Genomic DNA, 18,438 nt, shown 5'->3' with positions numbered 1-18,438 from the left:
GGGTGAAGTATAGCGAGGCGAGCCACGCCATAACAGGCATAAGCGTCTTACAGGAAAATAACGAACTATTTCCGCTTTCAGCGGCAGCCACATATGATGACCACTGGTCACCTATGAGGATAACTGATTTATGTCCCGCGTTATTGCATTCCCTGTTGTAATGGCTCTGCTGCTGGTGGGTTGCCAGACGCGCCACGCGCCGCCGACTAAACCGCACCCCATCTGTGCGGGTGGCGACATGATGATGCAGACCACGTTGTGGTTCGGACTCAGCAAGCCAGATGGCGGCAGTGTGAGTTCACTCGACTGGATGAACTTCGTGGATAATGAAGTCACGCCACGTTTCAAAGCGGGACTGTCGGTCTATGACGCCAAAGGTCAATGGCTAGGCGAGAACGGTCAACTGGCAAGAGAGAACAGTAAAGCGTTGATGCTGATCCACGGTATCGATCCCGCGACCAATCATGATATTGAGGCGTTACGTACCCTCTATAAAAAACGGTTTGGTCAGGAGTCGGTTATGCGGGTAGATGCACCCGTCTGTGTCGGGTTCTAGGGCGAAAGCGGGCGGCGAAGCTGCCGCCCGCTAAATAGTCAGATAAACAGACCGGCAAAGGCCGCAGAGAGCAGGCTGACCAGTGTGGAGCCATAGACCAGCTTCCAGCCAAAGCGGGAAACCACATTTCCCTGTTTCTCGTTCAGGCCTTTTATTGCGCCCGCCACAATGCCGATCGAGGCAAAGTTAGCAAAAGAGACCAGGAACACCGACAGAATACCCAGCCCGCGCGCACTCATGCCCGCCGCGACTTTCTGCAGTTCAATCATCGCCACAAACTCATTCGCGACAAGCTTAGTCGCCATGATGCCTGCCGCCTGCAGGGCATCGGCTTTCGGAATCCCAATCAGCCAGGCCAGAGGATAGAACAGATAGCCGAGCAGCTGCTGGAAGCTGTAGCCAAACACCGCCGCAAACAGCGCGTTAACGGCAGCAATCAGAGCAATAAAGCCAATCAGCATCGCCAGAATAATCATCGCCACTTTGAAGCCTGCCAGGATGTACTCACCCAGCATCTCGAAGAAGCTCTGCTCTTCATGCAGCTTTTCCAGCGCGATAGGCTGCTCATCCCGGCTTTCCATCGGGTTGATGATCGACAGGATAATAAAGGTGCTGAACATGTTAAGCAGCAGTGCAGCAACCACATATTTCGGTTCAATCATCGACATATAAGCACCGACAATCGACAGCGAAACGGTGGACATCGCGGTCGCTGCCATGGTGTAGAGCCGGCGCGGTGGGATATCACCCAGAATCCCTTTATAGGCGATAAAGTTTTCTGACTGACCGAGGATCAGTGTGCTGACGGCGTTGAATGACTCCAGCTTGCCCATGCCGTTAATCTTCGACAGCAGCGTTCCGAAAACACGAATCAGCAGCGGCAGGATGCGCCAGTGCTGCAATATGCCGATGAGTGCCGAAATAAAGACAATCGGACAGAGCACACCAAGGAAGATAAACGCCAGCCCCTGTTTGCTCATTCCGCCAAAAACGAACTCCGTGCCCTGCGCCGCAAACCCCAGCAACGTCTCAAAGAAACCGGCAAACGATCCGACCAGTGCCAGCCCTCCGGCGGAGTGAAGGAAGAACCAACCCAGCGCGGCTTCCACCACAATCAGTTGAATAATAAAGCGCAGACGAATCTGTTTACGGTCATGACTGACCAGCAGCGCAAGGGCGAAAATCACCACCAGCGCCAGCAGGAAATGAAGAATGGCGGCCATATGTCTTTTTTATCAGAGAGAAAGGAAAGCGCATTTAGCCACAGCTGGCCGGGAATTTCATCTGATGCCTGCTACAGGCCGGCGCAAGAGACAGCAGGCAAGGAAGTCCGTATAATGCGCAGCCAATCATTAGCAAGCCGGAGAATACCCATGCGTCCAGCAGGCCGTAGCGCACAACAGGTGCGTCCAGTCACATTGACCCGCAATTACACCAAACACGCAGAGGGTTCCGTTCTGGTGGAATTCGGCGAAACGAAAGTGCTATGCACTGCCTCCGTAGACGAAGGGGTTCCGCGTTTCCTTAAAGGCCAGGGCCAGGGCTGGGTCACAGCCGAATATGGCATGCTGCCGCGTTCGACCCACAGCCGTATGGCGCGTGAAGCCGCAAAAGGTAAACAGGGTGGCCGTACGCTGGAGATTCAGCGTCTGATTGCCCGTTCACTGCGCGCCGCGGTTGATCTTAAAGCGCTGGGTGAATTTACCATTACGCTCGACTGTGACGTAATCCAGGCCGATGGCGGCACCCGCACCGCATCAATCACTGGCGCCTGTGTGGCTCTGGCTGATGCGCTGAACAAGTTGGTAGCCAGCGGAAAGCTGAAAGCTAACCCGATGAAGGGCATGGTCGCCGCGATTTCAGTGGGCATCGTCAAAGGCGAAGCCCTGTGTGACCTGGAGTATGTTGAAGACTCAGCCGCAGAAACTGACATGAATGTCGTGATGATGGAAGATGGCCGCATGATCGAGGTGCAGGGCACCGCCGAGGGCGAACCCTTCAGCCATGAAGAGCTGCTGACGCTACTGGCGCTGGCGCGCGGCGGAATTGAGGAACTGATTCAGGCGCAGAAAGCAGCGCTGGAAAATTGATGTAACAGGCGACCTCAGAGTCGCCTTTTCTTTATTTGAGGAGTGAGAGATGAAAGCCTGGCAGCGTCAGTTTATTGAATTCGCCCTGAACAAGCAGGTGCTGAAGTTCGGTGAGTTCACTTTGAAGTCCGGGCGTAAAAGCCCCTATTTCTTTAATGCCGGTCTGTTTAACAGCGGACGGGATTTAGCGCTGCTGGGACGCTTCTACGCGCAGGCGCTGGTGGATGGCGCTGTTGATTTCGATCTGCTGTTCGGTCCGGCCTATAAAGGCATTCCGATTGCCACCACCACGGCAGTGGCGCTGGCTGATCATCATGACCGCGATGTGCCTTACTGCTTCAACCGTAAAGAAGCCAAAGATCACGGTGAAGGTGGCCTGCTGGTGGGCAGTCCGCTGCAGGGCAAAGTGATGCTGGTGGATGATGTGATCACCGCGGGCACGGCGATTCGTGAGTCGATGGATATTATCGGCGCGCACAACGCTACCCTGGCAGGTGTGCTGGTTTCGCTTGATCGTCAGGAGCGTGGACGCGGAGAGATGTCGGCAATCCAGGAAGTGGAACGTGATTACGGCTGTAAAGTGACCGCGATTATTACCCTGGCAGACCTGATTACCTGGCTGGAGGAGAAGCCTGAGATGGCCGATCACCTGGCGCAGGTCCGTGCTTATCAGAAAGCGTACGGGATTTAACAGAGGCGGGCGCAATGCCCGCCTTCTTTGACGCTTTACGTTAGCTGAGCAGCCATGAGTGGCCAGCGGGCCTCAAAGTCTGCAGTAGGACTGAAACGAAACTCAGAACGGACATACCGCGACAGCAAACCTTCACAGAAAGCCAGCAACTGACTTGCCAGCAGTGCTTCATCAGCCTGAAAAGCCTCGCCCTCACGCATTTTCCGTTCACGCATAACCTGTCGCAGTTGCACTTCAATCCGCTCAAACAACTGGTTAATACGTCCCTGCAGTCGGTCCTGCTCAAACATCAGAGCATGGCCGGTCAGTATGCGCGTCAGTCCCGGATTACGCTCACCAAATCCCAGAATCAATTGCACGATCAGACGCAGACGCGTCATGGTCTCTTTTTCATCCTTGAGGATCAGATTGATGCGGGTAATCAGACTGTCTTCGATAAACTCAATCAGACTATCGAACATGCGAGTCTTGCTGGGGAAGTGACGATACAGCGCCGCTTCGGAAACACCCACCGTGGCTGCCAGTTTGGCTGTGGTGATACGCTGACTGCCATCGCCCGACTCCAGCATCTGCGCCAGCGCCTGCAAAATCTCTTCGCGACGATTCCGCTTCGCGACTTTTTTTTCTGCCATGACCTTAAAGACCCCTGAAATTCACCTAAAAACAGGCAACACCTACGCATCTGCCACAGGAACGCGTCCTGCAGCGATGAGGAAAAATAACGGGCGTAAGTGAAAGTCGGTAATGCGGGTTACTGGCGACCGGAGTGGCCGAAGCCGCCTTCGCCGCGCTGGCTGGCGTCGAAATCTTCAACCAGGTTAAATTCCGCCTGGACTACCGGTACAAACACCAGTTGTGCCATGCGATCGCCGGGCTGCAGCGAGAAGCTTTCCTGACCACGATTCCACACCGATACCATCAGCTGTCCCTGATAGTCCGAATCAATCAGACCCACCAGGTTGCCCAGCACGATGCCATGCTTATGGCCAAGGCCCGAGCGCGGCAGGATTACAGCGGCCAGATCGGGGTCAGCGATATGAATCGCCAGGCCGGTCGGAACCAGCGTCGTGGTGCCTGGTGCGATGTCGAGAACATCATCAATGCAGGCGCGTAAATCTAACCCAGCGGAACCTGAAGTAGCATAGGTCGGCAGTGGAAACGCTTTGCCGACGCGCGCATCCAGAATTTTAACGTCTATTTTTTTCATCATAACGGCTGACAATCTCGTCTATTAATTGTTGGCCAAGGAGAGACTTATCGCTGAGCGGTAAGCGTTTTTCTCCATCCTGCCAAAAAAGGTGAAGAGCATTGGTGTCGCTATTAAACCCCTGTCCGGCTTTAGCGACATCGTTAGCGCAGATCAGATCCAGATTCTTGCGCACCCGTTTTTGCCGGGCGTATTCTTCCACATTCTGTGTTTCAGCAGCAAATCCAACGACGAATGGCCGGTTTTCCTGAAGTGCAGCGACGCCGGCAACAATATCGGGATTCTTTACCAGGTTCAGCGTGACGTTATCATCGCCGCCCTGTTTCTTGATTTTATCGGCCGCAATATCGGCTGCCCGGTAGTCTGCCACGGCTGCGCTTGCAATGAAAATATGTTGTTTATCTATCTCACTCATCACAGCGGCCTGCATCTCAAGCGCGCTGGTAACATCAACGCGTCGCACACCCGCAGGTGCAGGCAGGCTGACCGGGCCGCTGACCAGCGTGACCTGAGCACCACGTCGGACAGCCGCAGCGGCAATCGCAAAGCCCATTTTACCGGAGCTGTGATTCGTGATGTAGCGCACCGGATCCAGCGCCTCTCGGGTCGGGCCGGCGGTAATCATAATGTTGAGATGTTGCAGATCGTTGACGGGCGTGGCCCACTGAAGCGCAAGGTCAACAATCGCCAGCGGGTCCAGCATCCGGCCCGGCCCGACGTCGCCACAGGCCTGGCTGCCGCTGTCCGGCCCCCAAATCAGCACGCTCCGCGCGTGGAGCGTCTGAAGGTTTTGCTGGGTCACTGCTGCGCGATACATCTGCTGATTCATGGCTGGCACGACCGCCACGGGTGAGGCCGTGGCCAACACGGCAGTGGTCACCAGATCGTTTGCCATGCCAGCAGTCACACGGGCAATCAGATCGGCAGTGGCCGGAGCCAGCACAATCAGGTCAGCCCATTTTGCCAGTTCAATATGACCCATCGCCGCTTCTGCTGCGGGATCAAGCAGATCGTCAAACACCGGATAGCCGGAGACGGCCTGCAGGCTGAGCGGAGTGATAAACGCTTTGGCACCTTCCGTCATCATCACGCGCACATCAGCGCCGCGATCGCGCAGGCGACGCACCAGCTCAGGTGCTTTATACGCTGCGATACCGCCGCTCACGCCAAGAAGAATTTTTTTACCGGCTAATCCCATCATGATGTTGGCCTCACTAAGCTCTCTGCCGCTCGCGGCGGCGAATGCACGGACTTTATCACAAAAGCGTGGATGCGCCTTTTCACCGACTGCGTTTGCGAGCCGTCTCGTAGATTGCCGTTCCATTGATAGCCGCACTCTGCAGGATGAGCCATTCTGAGGCGCATCTCAGGGAGAGCGTAAATGAAAATCAAGGGACCACGGGAAAAACTCCAGAAACTGGGCGCAAACTCGCTCACCGATACCGAATTGCTGGCCATTTTTCTCCGCACCGGATCGCCAGGGCAGAACGTCCTTGAACTGGCCGGAGAGATGCTGGAGGGGTTTGGCTCGCTTTATCTGCTCATGACATCAGACAAAGCGGCATTCGGTGAAATCAAAGGTATCGGCGATGCCAAGCTGGCGCAACTTCACGCGGTTGCCGAACTGGCGAAGCGATTTTTCGCCAGCAAACTGGCTCGCGAAAGCGCCATGGAGAACCCACAAATCACGCGGCAGTATCTGCAAAGTTTGCTGGCTCATCAGGAGCGTGAGATCTTTATGGCCCTGTTTCTGGATAACCAGCATCGGGTGCTACGGGCACAAAATATGTTCTCGGGTTCTATTAACAGTGTGGAAGTTCATCCTCGTGAGATCGTTCGGGAGGCGCTGAAACTCAACGCAGCCGCTCTGATACTGGCGCATAATCACCCGTCGGGGATGGCCGAACCGAGTCGCGCAGACCGCGAAGTGACCCACAAAGTCAGTGAGGCCTGCCAGCTATTCGATATACGCTTGCTCGATCATCTGGTGATTGGGCATGGCGAATATGTCTCCTTTGCGGAGCGGGGATGGCTCTGATAGCGGGAAATTTCGCGCCAGGTGACGGCTTTTTGCCCGATCATTCGGGATCTTTATCTGTTCGGGACTTGAGCACTTGGGCTGAGCGGCGTATACTACGCCACCTTTGAGAATCTCGGGTTTGGCGGTTAGGCCAGCTTAGCGGGTTCCATGGAATTCGCCTGGCGGGCTGCAAGCCTGACGAGGCGGCCCAAACCTAATTTTTAAAGCTCGAGCTGATTTGATTTTTGGAGATATTGACATGTCACGAGTCTGCCAGGTAACTGGAAAGCGTCCGGTGACGGGTAACAACCGTTCCCACGCAATGAACGCGACGAAACGCCGTTTCCTTCCGAACCTGCACTCACACCGTTTTTGGGTTGAGAGCGAGAAGCGCTTCGTTACTCTGCGTGTATCTGTTAAAGGTATGCGTATTATTGATAAAAAGGGCATTGATACGGTGTTAGCCGATATGCGTGCCCGTGGTGAGAAGTACTAAGGAACTGAATCATGGCTAAAGGTATTCGTGAGAAGATCAAGCTGGTTTCCTCTGCTGGTACAGGTCACTTCTATACCACCACGAAGAACAAACGTACTAAACCAGAGAAGCTGGAACTGAAAAAGTTCGATCCGGTTGTACGTCAGCATGTGCTCTACAAAGAAGCTAAAATTAAGTAATTTTAGTGTTCTGCTAAAAACCCGGCTCCGGCCGGGTTTTTTGTTTGTGTAAAACGCTGAGGAGAGGCTATGCCAGAGTTGCCAGAGGTTGAAACCAGCCGCCGCGGTATCGAACCGCATTTGGTCGGTGAAACCATCCTTCACGCCGTGGTGCGTAATTCACGTTTGCGCTGGCCCGTTTCGCAGGAGATCCTGGCGCTGAGCGATCAGCCGGTTCTCAGCGTGCAGCGCCGGGCGAAATATCTGCTGCTGGAGCTGCCGCATGGCTGGATTATTATCCACCTTGGCATGTCCGGCAGTCTGCGCGTGCTGTCAGAAGAGTTGCCAGCAGCGAAGCATGATCATGTTGATTTAGTGATGAGCAACGGCAAAGTGCTGCGCTACACCGACCCGCGCCGCTTTGGTGCCTGGCTCTGGAGCAGCGATCTGGCGGGCAGTAGTGTGCTGGCCCATCTCGGGCCGGAGCCACTCAGCGAGCAGTTTGATGGGGCTTACCTGTTTGATAAGTCACGCGGCAAGCGGACGCTCATTAAGCAGTGGCTGATGGATAATAAAGTGGTCGTGGGCGTAGGCAACATTTATGCCAGTGAGTCACTGTTTACCGCCGGGATCGTTCCCGATCGTGCTGCCGGAAGCCTGTCGCAGGCTGAAGCGGAACTGCTGGTGAATACCATCAAAGCGGTGCTGCTTCGTTCGATTGAGCAGGGCGGAACCACGCTGCGTGACTTCTTACAGACAGACGGTAAGCCGGGCTACTTTGCACAGCAGTTGCAGGTCTATGGCCGGGCGGGTGAACCCTGTCGGGCATGCGGTACGCCGATTGTCAGCGGCAGGCATGGGCAACGCAGCACTTACTGGTGCCCGAACTGTCAGCATTAAGCCAGTTTAGCCAGCAATGCCTGATGCACTGGCGCGGGCAGGAAGGCGCTAACATCGCCGTCGTGACGCGCCACCTCTTTGACCAGTGAAGACGAGATAAACGAGAAACCTTCAGACGGCATCAGGAAAACGCTCTCCAGTGTTGGCAGCAGGTGACGATTCATCTGCGCCAGCTGCATTTCATATTCAAAATCTGACACCGCTCGCAATCCACGAACCAGCACGTTCGCCTGCTGGTCACGGGCGAAATTCGCCATCAGGTCGCTGAACCCGACCACCTCAACGTTAGGCAGATGGGCCACCACTTCACCGGCCAGCGCCACGCGTTCATCCAGACTAAACATCGGTTTTTTGCTGGGGCTGGCGGCAACAGCCAGAATAACCTCGTCAAACATCTGTGCTGCCCGCGTCACGATGTCGACATGGCCAAGCGTCACAGGATCAAATGTACCGGGATAGATGGCTTTCGTGGTCATACTCGCCCTTTTGCCGAAGCGTGATTCAGCGCCCAGAGGGCTGAATATTTATTGAAGGTATATTGCGCGTTGACCACCGCCAGAATCCAGCCCTGCTTGCCGTCGAGAAAACCAGCACGCAGCAGCAGGGTTTTCACAAATGCGCCCAGCGTGTGGCTGAATACAGAAAAGAGGCCGCAACGCTTACCGCGTTGATGGCGTTCTGTGGCCCAGGCTTCAGCATAGGCCAGTTGCTTGCGCTGAAAGGCGATTAAATCGCGGCAGGTCAGATGTTCCAGATCCCCAGACAGCGCCACTATCGGCGCGCCGTCACTCTGCAGGGATTCATGCACCAGATTGTCATTGTAGCGGAATGTGCGGGGATAGAGGCGCATCACGCGATCGGGATACCAGCCACTGTGGCGCATAAAGCGGCCGAGAAACAGATTACTGCGGCCCAGGCTATAAACCGTACGGCTGGGTAGGGCAACCAGCACCTGCTCAATTGCAGCACGCAGTTCGGGTGAAACGCGCTCATCCGCATCGATCATCAAAATCATGTCGCCAGTGGCATAGTCCTGCGCGCGCTGGCGCTGGATACCATAACCCTGCCAGTCATCATTTTGGTAGACCTGCGCACCGGCCTGGGTGGCGATGTTGATGCTGTCGTCACTGCTGCCAGAGTCCAGCACGATAATTTCATCGGCCCAGCTGACTGAGGCCAGGCAATCAGGCAGCAGTTCCGCTTCATTTTTGGCGATCATCACTACGGAAAGACGTTGGCGTACTGACATTAATGAGTCCGGGGTGGCAGATGCGGTTCGAGTAACTGCAGCAAACGCTGGAGCGCACCCTGATTCTGGTGCAGCACGTCTACCGCATGGCGTCCGTAATAACGGCGGTAATCATCATCCTGCAAAAGATTAGTAACCTCTTTTTCCAGCGAAATCGCGTCGGTGACCGTAATCAATCCCTGGCCTTCCTGCAGCTTGCTGCAGATATCTTTGAAGTTCCAGATATGGGGCCCCATCAGAACCGGAAGTGCATGGGCAGCAGGTTCGAGCGGGTTGTGTCCGCCCCGTTCAACCAGGCTGCCCCCGACCAGAGCCAGATCGGCAATGCCGTAGAGCAGCATCAGTTCGCCCATGGAGTCGCCGATGACAACCTGCGTTGAGCCGGAAGGGATCTCGCCGCTGCTGCGCAGGATAAAACTAAAGCCGCGTTCCTGCGTCAGTTCGCGGGCATCGTTGAAGCGCTCGGGATGGCGGGGAACCAGAATCAGCAGCAGATCCGGAAAGGTCTGCAGCAGGCGGCGATGAGCATCCAGCACAATGGCCTCTTCGCCTTCGTGTGTGCTGGTAGCTATCCACACCGGTCTGCGCGGCGCCCACTGACGACGCAGCGTCACCGCTCTGGCGGCCAGTTCTGGCGTGACGGAAATATCAAACTTCAGGCTGCCGGTAATGGCCAGTTGTGAACGTTTCAGGCCCAGGCTCAGGAAGCGGTCGCCATCTTCAGTGTTCTGCGCGGCGATTAGCGTAATGCTCTGCAACAGGCGTCGCATAAACTTACCCAGCTTGCGGTAGCCTTTGGCGGATCGGGCCGAGAGGCGGGCATTGGCAATCACCAGCGGAATATTACGCTGATGCAGAATGCGGATAATGTTCGGCCATAGCTCGGTTTCCATGATGATCACCAGCCGTGGATTCACCGTATCAAGAAAACGATTAATTGACCCCGGTAGATCATAAGGCAGATAGACGTGATGTACATCGTTACCGAAAGCAGATTGCGCACGTTCAGAGCCGGTCGGCGTCATCGTTGTAACGGTAATCGGCAGAGTCGGGTAACGATGACGAAGTGCGCGCACCAGCGGGATCGCGGCAAGGGTTTCCCCCACAGAGACCGAGTGCAGCACAATGCCGTCAGGCTTCACTTTGCCGACACAATAGCCATAGCGTTCTGCCCAACGTTTGCGATAGGCAGGCGCTTTACGACCGCGCAGCCACAGGCGCAGCCAAATGAGTGGCTGAATTAAGTAGAGCAAGGCGGTGTAAATGGTCGTCATAGTTACCGTTACAGCAGGTTCGCGTCTAAAAACAGATTAAAATCAGATGACGGCATGTTATCAGAAACCCCGCATGCACTCATCCCACATTGTCAGTTGCTACCCAGTACCTGCTGATAAAGCGAAGTCAGTGACTGCGCCAGTCGTTGTGGGCCATAAGGTTCAATTTTACGCCGTGCTGCCTCACCCATTCGTGAATCCAGGGAAAGTGGCGGTATTGTGTTAACAGCCTGATTTAACCCCTTGATATCCAATGCATCGCAGACGAAGCCTTCCTGACCAGCGGTAATAAATTCTGCGCCACCGCAGCCGGTGCTGGTAATCACCGGTAAACCACAGGCCATCGCCTCGAGCACTACATTCGGGAACGGGTCGTAGAGCGTAGGCAGAAGCAGGCCATCCGCCGCGTGATAATAGGGTTGTACATCCTGCTGTACGCCGACAAAGCGCAGTCGGTCCAGGCAGTTAAGCTGATTTGCCAGCTGCTGATAACGTTGCAGCTGCTTATCCTGACCTACCACAATCAGGTAGCGATCGCTGGCGGCCAGCGCCTGTATGGCCGCTTTCAGCCCTTTACGTTCAAAGCCGGAGCCGACATAAATCAGTACGGTAGCGGCATCGGGCAGCCCCAGTTGCTGACGGGTCGCGCGACGAGCTGTTTCCGTGGCGGGCTGGAAACGGCTGGCATCGATAGCGTTATGAATAACGTGGATTTTTCCGGCGTCGAGCGGGAAACAGCGCAGGATATCGCGCTTTACCATCTCTGAATTACAGATCACCGCTTTTAGTGTCGGAGAGGTAAACATTTCGGCTTCCGCCTGCAACACATAGCGATGATAGGGACTAAGCGTTGCGCTCAGCCGTTGCCATGGTGAGACGATGCGGGCGCGCTGTTCCAGCCAGACGCGATGCACACCATCACCCGCGCGGAAAATGTCACAGCCTGCGATACGCTCATGGCTTTGCACAATATCGAACTTTTCCCGCTCCCAGCAGGCGCGGGCAGCACGGGCAAAACCGCGCTCACGGGATACCCGTCCCAGCTTTGCAGGATTACAGATATGCAGATGCCAGTCAGGATTGGGCGTGCCTTGCCAGCTGCGGGTAATGATATTGAGATCGAGCTGTTCGCTGCCCAGCGCTTCCAGCGCGCGTGAGATAAAGCGCTCAGCACCGCCATCCGGGCGATATTTCTGCCGGACAATCGCCAGCCGTAACTTACTCATTCAGGAAGCTCCTCGCTGCCGCGACCACATCCTTTACCGGAATGGCCGAGAGATAACGCTGGTCAGTTTTGGTGTCGATAGAATCGGGCGAGGGCAGCGGGCCATAATCGCCCGCCCAGATGACATGATTGTTGTCGCCCCAGGGCCGCCAGTGCTGCAGCTTGGTCGGACCAAACAGCGCAATACAGGGGGTTTCAAGTGCGGCAGCCATGTGCATCGGTGCGGAGTCGACACCAATAAACAGCCGGGCGTGATCGATTAGCGCCGCCAGTTGCGGCAGCGTGAACTGACCCGCCAGCGAAACCACATCCTGCGATACACAGAGCGCCCTGATACGGTTAATCATCGCCAGCTCCTGCTTATCCGGCCCGGCGGTAAGCACCACTTTGCGGCCCGGCTGCGCCAGTTGATCAAGCGTGGCGGCAACGCTCTCCTCTTCCCAGCATTTAAAGCCCCAGCGTGAGGTCGGCTGCACCACAATATAGGGTGCGGTGACATGATGTTCCGCCAGTCTGGCCTGCACAATTTGCTGGTCAGCGTCGCTGTAGTGCATTGAGACGCGTGCGTTATCACTGCTAATGCCGAGAGGTGCCAGTGCAGACATATTCTGCTCAACGGTATGCAGTTTGCTGTGATTATGTGTCGGGACCAGCCGGTTATGACACCATCGCCACAGCACGTTATCACGTTTTTTATAGGCAAAACCGATGCGAACGGGTGCCGCAGAGAGCCGCGTCATCTGAGCAGCGCGCCACTGATCGGCCAGATTTATCACCAGATCATAATGAGCGGCACGCACGGCGCGAATTAATGCACGCTCATGGCCCAGCTTACGCCAGGTGCCCTCCTGCTTCCATTTGCGATCGATGACGTGCAAATGGCGGATAGCCGGATGCGCTTCCAGCATCGGACGCGTCTCTTTATAGAGCAACACGTCAATGCTGGCCTGCGGATAACGCTCATGAAGCGCATTGATGGCGGGCGTTGTGAGCAGCATGTCACCATGATGGCGCAGCTTAATCAGTAATATATTTTTTGGAGAGAAGTTTGCTGGAATCAGGCTGGCCATAAACAAGAGTTCTCAGAATTCAGTGAGCCGATTGTAGGGCAAACCCTTTTTAGGATAAAGCCAGCCTCAAAGGTTATTTATTACGCCAGCGATAGAGTCGTGCCAGCCATAACAGCAACTGATACCACTGCTTAATGCCTCTGGCATTACGTAACATGCGCAGGTGTGTCCGGGTTGTGAACAGGTCGGCAATGATCGCCTGGCGTGCGCGGGGGTCAGGCTCGCGTCTCACACTGTGACAAACGCTGAGCGCTTCATGGGTCACCTGATAGTGAAATGACGGGTAGATCTTCACGCGGTCACGATAACGATGGTTAAGCTCTTCCAGCAGTCGCGCAATCTTCAGGTAGTGACGCTGATATTCAACGTTGCGCTCGCCAGTGCGTTTGCGATTGCTGATGGAGGCGTCATGCATATAGTAGCGATAGAGTACGGCTTCGGTATACCGCACGCGTTTTGCCAGCAACATAAACTCGGTGGTCCAGGGAATATCCTGATGGTGCAAACCCGGTTCGAACTGCAACTGATGCTGCTCAATCAGTTCCCGGCGATAGATTCCCAGCCAGACCACATGCATATACCGATGGGTTTTCAGCGCGGTATTGAGCCAGTCGGCCCCACTCAGCACCGGTGTGCTGCGCAAACGATCCAGCGGAATCAGCGGTTTTACTCGCTGGCTATGTTTGAAAAACCACTCGGCGTTGCACTGTGCCGCATCCAGATTGTCCGCTTCCGCCAGCGTCACCAGCGTCTGATACATATCGGGCTGCATGGTGTCATCCGCATCAGGAAAGGTGACATATTTCCCGCGGGCTATCGCCAGCCCGGCGTTGCGGGCACGCGATACACCGCCATTTTCCTGATGAATCACACGAATATGAGCATGCTGCTGTGCATACTGGTCGGCACGCTCGCCAGAGCCATCGGTGGAACCGTCATCGACAATTATGATTTCCAGCGCAGTCAGCGTCTGCGCCAGTAGCGCCTGCATGAACTCATCAAACATGCTGCCCGCGTTATACATCGGGGTAATGATACTCAGCAGAGGAGACGTACTCATGACAATATCTGCACCGGCGTTGTATTCACTGCGAAAGGGCGTTGCCTCGTCATAAATCATTTCCAAATCAGCAGAATGAAATCAGGGAATGCATGATTATAAAACGGTGTGGCTTCCCTGCTTTACTAAAAACCACGCCCGACAACAATAATGCGCTATATGCGCTTTTTTTACGCAATGAGGCCTTAAAGGTAAACAGATTATTATGCCGGTGTTCATTTGGCTTTTTATAAATGGTCGTGGCAAACAGCAGGTGGGATAAATGACGGGAAAGTCAGGCGCTGCAATAACAGCGCCCGAATCAATCTGATAAACCTGAGTGCGCTACTGTTCGCTCTGCTTAAAGAACTTGAGACTGACATACTTCATCATCCAGCCCATGCTTTCGGCATACTGCTTCTGATGCCACTTAATGCGGGCAAATCGCTTTATCTGTTTATAGTTGTCAGGCAAATCAAGCGGTTGTTCAGACCAGGGTGAGCGCTGGTAATAGCCGTAGTAGCGCCGGGCAAGGTCGCTGCCGGCCCACGCATGCCAGGGTTTGCATTTCCCGGTGTAGTGAATCATCACCGTGTCAGTGGGCACAGTAGAGTGGTCCCAGACTTTATTGGCGATGATGTCGTAAATCTGGTTATAACGGTCCGGCAGGATCAGAATCTCATCCTGAAGCACGATATTCAGCGCATCCTGATCGGGAAAGCCAAATTCAGCGCCCCGCGACACCAGCACGTCGGTAATACGCGCAGAGGTCTGCCTTTCGAGCCAGCGCGGAATATTGATCAGCATAAAGCCGGAGTTGAAATAGTGATGATGCTTCAGCCCGAGCTTCGCGCACTGATTCTGCCGCGCTCGCGGCGTGTCATTACAGGCCGCCAGCGTGTAATCCGTGAGATCCAGGGTAAACAGGGGAGAGTAATCGCCCACCACCAGGGTATCCGCATCAATATAGATCACCCGATCGCTGTAGCTCGCCACGGTTTCAGGGATCAGGAAGCGGTAGTGAATACTTTTGGGATAACGTCCGACGGAAGGCAGCTGCTCAACCCAGGCACTGCTAAAAATATGCAGTGTGATCGCCAGACGGTGGCCCGCGGCCAGCGAGCGCAGTTTTTCCACATCCTCATCGCGAAGCGAGTCTGAGAAAACATGGGCATGGAAAGCCGTATCGGGATGATGGCTGAGAAGTGAAAACAACGTAATGCCCAGGCCGCGCGCGTAGGCATGGTTAATGCCAAACGCAACGTGAACCGGATTATCATCCGTGTCAGCAAGCGTGTTAACCAGCAGCTGACTTTGCTGAACGGCCTCAGTAAGAGGGGTAATTGCCATTACGCTTCACTATTCCAGATTATGAGTAATAAACGTTTGTATTCTAGTCAGTTTATCATGATCCAGCTCGAATAATTTTTCAGCGGGTTGCTCAAACCTATAAGGAGCGGAAAAAATGAACGACGATGCAGCAATATTTTCCGGTCCTATAAACAGTGCATTATGGACCGGACGCTGTTCTCTGATATCACATGGCCCATAAAGCACGATCACCGGGATCTGCTGCGCATCCGCAATATAGGCATTGCCAGAGTCAGAGCAGATGTAGAAATCCATTTGAGAAATGGCCCAGGGAACCTCTTCCAGCTTTAGCTCACCAATCAGACTGACAATATTCTCTTTTGGGCCGGTCAGGCTCAGTAACTCATCCAGCCATGGCTGCTCGGCTGGCGGGCCAAACACATAAAAGGTGCAGGGCAGGTCAGACAGCGACGTCATCAGCTGCTGCCAGATGCTGGCAGGAATCGTCTTGGCCCTGTTACCGGCAGAAATACTGATGCCTATTTTAATGCCGCTGCGCGGACTCAGCAGCGCAGCGGGCGGCGCAGGCGGCTGCCAGAGTGGCGAGGTCGCATGTTTGGGAAAATCGGTATAGCGATAGTCGCGGTTAATCAGCTTCAGGTAACTGTCGAGCGTCAGATCCGTTTTAGTGTGGTCGACAATGCCGCTGGCGCTGCGATAGAAGGTTTTATGGTAGGACTTACGCACATAGGTGCGCAGAAACTGCTTGTTCGGTGCATTGCATAACGCGGCAAAGAACAGGTTTACGCTATTTGGCTGCACCAGATAAACGTTGTCATAGCGGTTCATCAGGGTGAACGCGAGCTTCAGTTTGGCAAAAAAGCTGCGCTTTGCGTCTTCAATCAGAAAATAGCGGCTGACTGTGTCATCGTGACGCGCCAGCGGCTCCACCGCTTTGCTGATCAACAGCTCAGACTGACCCAGCGCGCGCAGCATCGGGGTGATATTGATAAAATCACCGATCTTCGCCGTCTGGATGATTAAGCTGCGACCCGTTGGCCGGTAGAACAGCCGCATAATCGCCCGGAAAGGCAGCAGCAGCAGGTAGATCAACACATAGTTCATGGCGTGTTTTCCGTAATAACGGCCTGCAGTTTTTCTGCCACCGAGTCAGCAGTCAGCTCCGCCAGACGATGATTCGGGGCGCTCAGAGCCTGTTGGTTCTGCCCGTAACCGCCAATCAGGCCGGGATCGGTCGGGCCATACAGCGTCAGATTGGGACGATCCAGTGCCGCCGTCAGATGGCTCAATCCGGTATCAACCGAGACCACCGCCCGCGCGCCTGCCAGCTGCTGGGCTATCGCGTCCAGCGTCAGCTTAGGCAGGACATCGACATGTCCAAATCCTTCTGCAAGCCGCAGTGCACGTTGATGCTCATGCTCAGCACCCCAGGGCAGTTTCACCCGCAGACCGCTCGGCTGCATCAGTTCAATCAGCTGTCGCCAGTGTGATTCCGGCCAGTGCTTGTTGTCACGGGTTGTAGCATGCAGAAAGACCAGGTAATGCTGTGCGTCAGCGGGCAGATGATGCAGGAAGTGCCCGGCAATCGCGTAGTCACCCTGGTGTTGCGGCTTTTCATAGCCCAGGCTTTTGGCGAAGAGTTCGCGCGTTCGCTCAACCGCGTGCTGCCGTTTACTCACCTCATGGCGGACGTCATACCACCAGCTGGCAAACGGCTCACGCGCGCTGCGGCTGTCCTGTCCATGCTTCACCCCTTTCGATAAACGGGTGACCAGTGCGGCACTCTTGATCAGCCCCTGCGCATCAATCACGACATCATACTCACGTGACTGTAACTCGCGCTTAAACTGCACGCGCTCTTCACGCTGCTGACTGCCAAACCAGTGTTTGCGCCAGCGGCGAATCGCGACCGGTAACACCTTGTCGACGGCGGGATGCCAGCCAGGGATCTGCGCAAAATTCTCTTCCACCACCCAGTCGAAACGGATGCCGGGAATAGCATGCATTGCATCGGTCAGAGCAGGGAGCGAATGCAGAACATCGCCCATGGAAGAGGTTTTAACAATCAGGACGTGCATGGCACCCCCTGTGGCACGAGCAGTTCGCTCAGCGTCTGATGTACGCGCTCAGGCTGGATATCAATCAGGCTCTGGTGATAACCCTGTTCGGCATCGCCTTTGCGCACTTTGTGATAGCCAGTAATCAGGCGAATAATGCGCGCCTGACGTGCCAGCGGCGGCGTGAAGTCAGGGCTGCTGGGGCCATAGAGCGCGACCAGTGGACGATCCAGCGCCGCGGCAATATGCATCAGGCCGGAGTCGTTGCTGACCACAGCACGGCATTGCGCCAGCAGAATGACCGCCTGTTCCAGCTGGGTTTCGCCCGCCAGATTACGGCAATGGCCACGCGCCGCTTCAGGCAGCGCAGCGATAATATCTTCACCTGTCGGACGATCTTTAGCAGAGCCGAACAGCACGATCTGGAAGCCGTCAGCAATCAACTGGCTCGCCAGCGTGGCGTAATGATAGTGCGGCCAGCGTTTGGCCGGACCAAATTCAGCGCCCGGACAAAAACCGATAATCGGACGGGTCGCCGCAAGCTGAAACTGTGCAGCCGTTTCAATCTTTTCCTGCTCTTCAACCTGCAATTTCGGCCATAACAGCGGCTGTGGCAGTTGCGCCGCCGAGGCAACAGGCGTGTCGTAGCCTAGTGCAACGTAGCGTTCAACCATCAGCGGAAAGGCGGCTTTATCCAGCACCCGCAAATCGTTCAGCAGGCCATAACGCATTTCACCGCGCCAGCCGACGCGGCGTTTTATTCCGGCGAAGAAGGGGACCAGCGCCGACTTAAAGGAGTTAGGCAGCACATAAGCACGGTCGTAGTGACTGGCGCGCAGCACTTTTCCCAGACGGCGACGCTCACCAATTTCCAGTGCGCCATGCCCTAGCGGCATCGCCAGCGCCTGATTCACCTCCGGCATGCGTGACAGCAACGGACGGCACCACGCAGGCGCCATCACGTCAATCACTGCATCCGGATGTTCGGCCTTGAGTGTGCGATAGAGACTTTGCGACATCATCATATCGCCGACCCATGACGGGCCGATTACCAGAATTTTCATCGCCGGAGCA

At 55.2% G+C, this 18,438-nt stretch carries 21 protein-coding genes; 7 read left to right on the top strand and 14 right to left on the bottom strand.

Going from position 1 to position 18,438, the window contains the following annotated elements; genetic code table 11:
* Window positions 1–130 precede the first annotated feature (130 nt).
* A complete protein-coding gene (locus P2R09_RS14615; protein ID WP_003851336.1) occupies window positions 131–556 on the top strand; it encodes a DUF3574 domain-containing protein in 426 nt (141 codons plus the stop codon).
* 38 nt (window positions 557–594) lie between these two features.
* On the opposite strand, the gene P2R09_RS14610 is transcribed toward P2R09_RS14615, so the two are convergent.
* Window positions 595–1,779: a nucleoside transporter C-terminal domain-containing protein gene (locus tag P2R09_RS14610; protein ID WP_003851335.1), complete on the bottom strand. Its 1,185-nt coding sequence runs from the start codon at window positions 1,777–1,779 to the stop codon at window positions 595–597.
* Between the two features lie 150 nt (window positions 1,780–1,929).
* Here P2R09_RS14610 and rph point away from each other — a divergent pair, with 150 nt between their 5' ends.
* Both rph and pyrE read left to right on the top strand, forming a co-directional pair.
* Complete coding sequence (gene rph, locus P2R09_RS14605) at window positions 1,930–2,646, top strand: ribonuclease PH (RefSeq protein ID WP_003851334.1); 717 nt, start codon at window positions 1,930–1,932, stop codon at window positions 2,644–2,646.
* A gap of 49 nt (window positions 2,647–2,695) precedes the next feature.
* On the top strand, window positions 2,696–3,337 hold the full coding sequence (pyrE, locus tag P2R09_RS14600) for an orotate phosphoribosyltransferase (RefSeq protein WP_111141473.1): 642 nt from the start codon (window positions 2,696–2,698) through the stop codon (window positions 3,335–3,337).
* Window positions 3,338–3,372: 35 nt separating this feature from the next.
* Here the strand turns inward: pyrE and slmA are convergent, their stop codons facing one another.
* The 3 genes from slmA to coaBC form a co-directional block, all read right to left on the bottom strand.
* Entirely contained in the window at window positions 3,373–3,969 is a 597-nt protein-coding gene (slmA, locus tag P2R09_RS14595; protein ID WP_039660564.1) for a nucleoid occlusion factor SlmA, read from the bottom strand.
* Window positions 3,970–4,088: 119 nt separating this feature from the next.
* The gene (dut, locus tag P2R09_RS14590; RefSeq protein WP_003851329.1) at window positions 4,089–4,547 is read right to left on the bottom strand and encodes a dUTP diphosphatase; all 459 of its coding nucleotides are present in this window, start codon (window positions 4,545–4,547) and stop codon (window positions 4,089–4,091) included.
* Window positions 4,525–5,745 carry a bifunctional phosphopantothenoylcysteine decarboxylase/phosphopantothenate--cysteine ligase CoaBC gene (coaBC, locus tag P2R09_RS14585; RefSeq protein ID WP_275770820.1) on the bottom strand — a complete coding sequence of 407 codons (1,221 nt, stop codon included), beginning with the start codon at window positions 5,743–5,745 and terminating at the stop codon, window positions 4,525–4,527. Before coaBC ends, dut begins: the two co-directional genes overlap by 23 nt.
* Before the next feature lie 180 nt (window positions 5,746–5,925).
* Here coaBC and radC point away from each other — a divergent pair, with 180 nt between their 5' ends.
* The 4 genes from radC to mutM all read left to right on the top strand — a co-directional run bounded on the left by radC (window position 5,926) and on the right by mutM (window position 8,118).
* Complete coding sequence (radC, locus tag P2R09_RS14580) at window positions 5,926–6,582, top strand: DNA repair protein RadC (RefSeq protein ID WP_275770818.1); 657 nt, start codon at window positions 5,926–5,928, stop codon at window positions 6,580–6,582.
* A 241-nt stretch (window positions 6,583–6,823) separates the two neighbouring features.
* Window positions 6,824–7,060, top strand: a complete 237-nt coding sequence (rpmB, locus tag P2R09_RS14575) for a 50S ribosomal protein L28 (protein WP_006121249.1) — start codon at window positions 6,824–6,826, stop codon at window positions 7,058–7,060.
* Window positions 7,061–7,071: 11 nt separating this feature from the next.
* The gene (gene rpmG / locus P2R09_RS14570) at window positions 7,072–7,239 is read left to right on the top strand and encodes a 50S ribosomal protein L33 (protein WP_003024094.1); all 168 of its coding nucleotides are present in this window, start codon (window positions 7,072–7,074) and stop codon (window positions 7,237–7,239) included.
* Between the two features lie 69 nt (window positions 7,240–7,308).
* Window positions 7,309–8,118 (top strand): bifunctional DNA-formamidopyrimidine glycosylase/DNA-(apurinic or apyrimidinic site) lyase, encoded by an 810-nt coding sequence (gene mutM, locus P2R09_RS14565; protein ID WP_275770814.1) that lies wholly within the window; start codon window positions 7,309–7,311, stop codon window positions 8,116–8,118.
* Here mutM and coaD read toward each other — a convergent pair.
* The 10 genes from coaD to rfaF all read right to left on the bottom strand — a co-directional run bounded on the left by coaD (window position 8,115) and on the right by rfaF (window position 18,428).
* A complete protein-coding gene (gene coaD / locus P2R09_RS14560) occupies window positions 8,115–8,594 on the bottom strand; it encodes a pantetheine-phosphate adenylyltransferase (protein ID WP_275770813.1) in 480 nt (159 codons plus the stop codon). The two genes, mutM and coaD, sit on opposite strands and share 4 nt — an antisense overlap.
* Window positions 8,591–9,367: a glycosyltransferase family 2 protein gene (locus tag P2R09_RS14555; RefSeq protein WP_275770812.1), complete on the bottom strand. Its 777-nt coding sequence runs from the start codon at window positions 9,365–9,367 to the stop codon at window positions 8,591–8,593. Before P2R09_RS14555 ends, coaD begins: the two co-directional genes overlap by 4 nt.
* Window positions 9,367–10,641 (bottom strand): lipid IV(A) 3-deoxy-D-manno-octulosonic acid transferase, encoded by a 1,275-nt coding sequence (gene waaA / locus P2R09_RS14550; RefSeq protein ID WP_275770810.1) that lies wholly within the window; start codon window positions 10,639–10,641, stop codon window positions 9,367–9,369. Before waaA ends, P2R09_RS14555 begins: the two co-directional genes overlap by 1 nt.
* 92 nt (window positions 10,642–10,733) lie before the next feature.
* Window positions 10,734–11,867, bottom strand: coding sequence for a glycosyltransferase family 4 protein (locus P2R09_RS14545; RefSeq protein ID WP_275770809.1), 1,134 nt, complete (start codon window positions 11,865–11,867; stop codon window positions 10,734–10,736).
* On the bottom strand, window positions 11,860–12,936 hold the full coding sequence (rfaQ, locus tag P2R09_RS14540; protein ID WP_275770806.1) for a putative lipopolysaccharide heptosyltransferase III: 1,077 nt from the start codon (window positions 12,934–12,936) through the stop codon (window positions 11,860–11,862). The genes P2R09_RS14545 and rfaQ overlap by 8 nt, the downstream gene beginning before the upstream one ends.
* 73 nt (window positions 12,937–13,009) lie before the next feature.
* Entirely contained in the window at window positions 13,010–14,056 is a 1,047-nt protein-coding gene (locus P2R09_RS14535) for a glycosyltransferase (RefSeq protein WP_003851308.1), read from the bottom strand.
* A gap of 264 nt (window positions 14,057–14,320) precedes the next feature.
* Window positions 14,321–15,325: a glycosyltransferase gene (locus tag P2R09_RS14530; protein ID WP_105100102.1), complete on the bottom strand. Its 1,005-nt coding sequence runs from the start codon at window positions 15,323–15,325 to the stop codon at window positions 14,321–14,323.
* Between the two features lie 9 nt (window positions 15,326–15,334).
* Window positions 15,335–16,411 (bottom strand): glycosyltransferase family 9 protein, encoded by a 1,077-nt coding sequence (locus P2R09_RS14525; protein ID WP_275770804.1) that lies wholly within the window; start codon window positions 16,409–16,411, stop codon window positions 15,335–15,337.
* Window positions 16,408–17,385, bottom strand: coding sequence for a lipopolysaccharide heptosyltransferase RfaC (rfaC, locus tag P2R09_RS14520; protein ID WP_003851302.1), 978 nt, complete (start codon window positions 17,383–17,385; stop codon window positions 16,408–16,410). Before rfaC ends, P2R09_RS14525 begins: the two co-directional genes overlap by 4 nt.
* Window positions 17,373–18,428 (bottom strand): ADP-heptose--LPS heptosyltransferase RfaF, encoded by a 1,056-nt coding sequence (gene rfaF, locus P2R09_RS14515; RefSeq protein ID WP_275770803.1) that lies wholly within the window; start codon window positions 18,426–18,428, stop codon window positions 17,373–17,375. The genes rfaC and rfaF overlap by 13 nt, the downstream gene beginning before the upstream one ends.
* Window positions 18,429–18,438 lie beyond the last annotated feature (10 nt).

Origin of the sequence: Pantoea sp. Cr_R13 (assembly GCF_029222565.1) — a bacterium.
Classification (GTDB): Bacteria; Pseudomonadota; Gammaproteobacteria; order Enterobacterales; family Enterobacteriaceae; genus Pantoea; species Pantoea eucalypti.
Note: the sequence above shows the minus strand (reverse complement) of the source record. Positions and strands in the feature narration are given on the sequence as shown.

Bases quoted from the DNA above. Each gene is read 5' to 3' on its own strand.
- P2R09_RS14525 (WP_275770804.1), bottom strand. From the start codon at position 16,411: ATGAACTATGTGTTGATCTACCTGCTGCTGCTGCCTTTCCGGGCGATT.
- rpmG (WP_003024094.1), top strand. From the start codon at position 7,072: ATGGCTAAAGGTATTCGTGAGAAGATCAAGCTGGTTTCCTCTGCTGGT.
- pyrE (WP_111141473.1), top strand. From the start codon at position 2,696: ATGAAAGCCTGGCAGCGTCAGTTTATTGAATTCGCCCTGAACAAGCAG.
- rfaF (WP_275770803.1), bottom strand. From the start codon at position 18,428: ATGAAAATTCTGGTAATCGGCCCGTCATGGGTCGGCGATATGATGATG.
- slmA (WP_039660564.1), bottom strand. From the start codon at position 3,969: ATGGCAGAAAAAAAAGTCGCGAAGCGGAATCGTCGCGAAGAGATTTTG.
- P2R09_RS14610 (WP_003851335.1), bottom strand. From the start codon at position 1,779: ATGGCCGCCATTCTTCATTTCCTGCTGGCGCTGGTGGTGATTTTCGCC.
- coaD (WP_275770813.1), bottom strand. From the start codon at position 8,594: ATGACCACGAAAGCCATCTATCCCGGTACATTTGATCCTGTGACGCTT.
- rfaC (WP_003851302.1), bottom strand. From the start codon at position 17,385: ATGCACGTCCTGATTGTTAAAACCTCTTCCATGGGCGATGTTCTGCAT.
- waaA (WP_275770810.1), bottom strand. From the start codon at position 10,641: ATGACGACCATTTACACCGCCTTGCTCTACTTAATTCAGCCACTCATT.
- P2R09_RS14555 (WP_275770812.1), bottom strand. From the start codon at position 9,367: ATGTCAGTACGCCAACGTCTTTCCGTAGTGATGATCGCCAAAAATGAA.
- coaBC (WP_275770820.1), bottom strand. From the start codon at position 5,745: ATGATGGGATTAGCCGGTAAAAAAATTCTTCTTGGCGTGAGCGGCGGT.
- rfaQ (WP_275770806.1), bottom strand. From the start codon at position 12,936: ATGGCCAGCCTGATTCCAGCAAACTTCTCTCCAAAAAATATATTACTG.
- dut (WP_003851329.1), bottom strand. From the start codon at position 4,547: ATGATGAAAAAAATAGACGTTAAAATTCTGGATGCGCGCGTCGGCAAA.
- P2R09_RS14535 (WP_003851308.1), bottom strand. From the start codon at position 14,056: ATGATTTATGACGAGGCAACGCCCTTTCGCAGTGAATACAACGCCGGT.
- mutM (WP_275770814.1), top strand. From the start codon at position 7,309: ATGCCAGAGTTGCCAGAGGTTGAAACCAGCCGCCGCGGTATCGAACCG.
- rph (WP_003851334.1), top strand. From the start codon at position 1,930: ATGCGTCCAGCAGGCCGTAGCGCACAACAGGTGCGTCCAGTCACATTG.
- P2R09_RS14615 (WP_003851336.1), top strand. From the start codon at position 131: ATGTCCCGCGTTATTGCATTCCCTGTTGTAATGGCTCTGCTGCTGGTG.
- rpmB (WP_006121249.1), top strand. From the start codon at position 6,824: ATGTCACGAGTCTGCCAGGTAACTGGAAAGCGTCCGGTGACGGGTAAC.
- radC (WP_275770818.1), top strand. From the start codon at position 5,926: ATGAAAATCAAGGGACCACGGGAAAAACTCCAGAAACTGGGCGCAAAC.
- P2R09_RS14530 (WP_105100102.1), bottom strand. From the start codon at position 15,325: ATGGCAATTACCCCTCTTACTGAGGCCGTTCAGCAAAGTCAGCTGCTG.
- P2R09_RS14545 (WP_275770809.1), bottom strand. From the start codon at position 11,867: ATGAGTAAGTTACGGCTGGCGATTGTCCGGCAGAAATATCGCCCGGAT.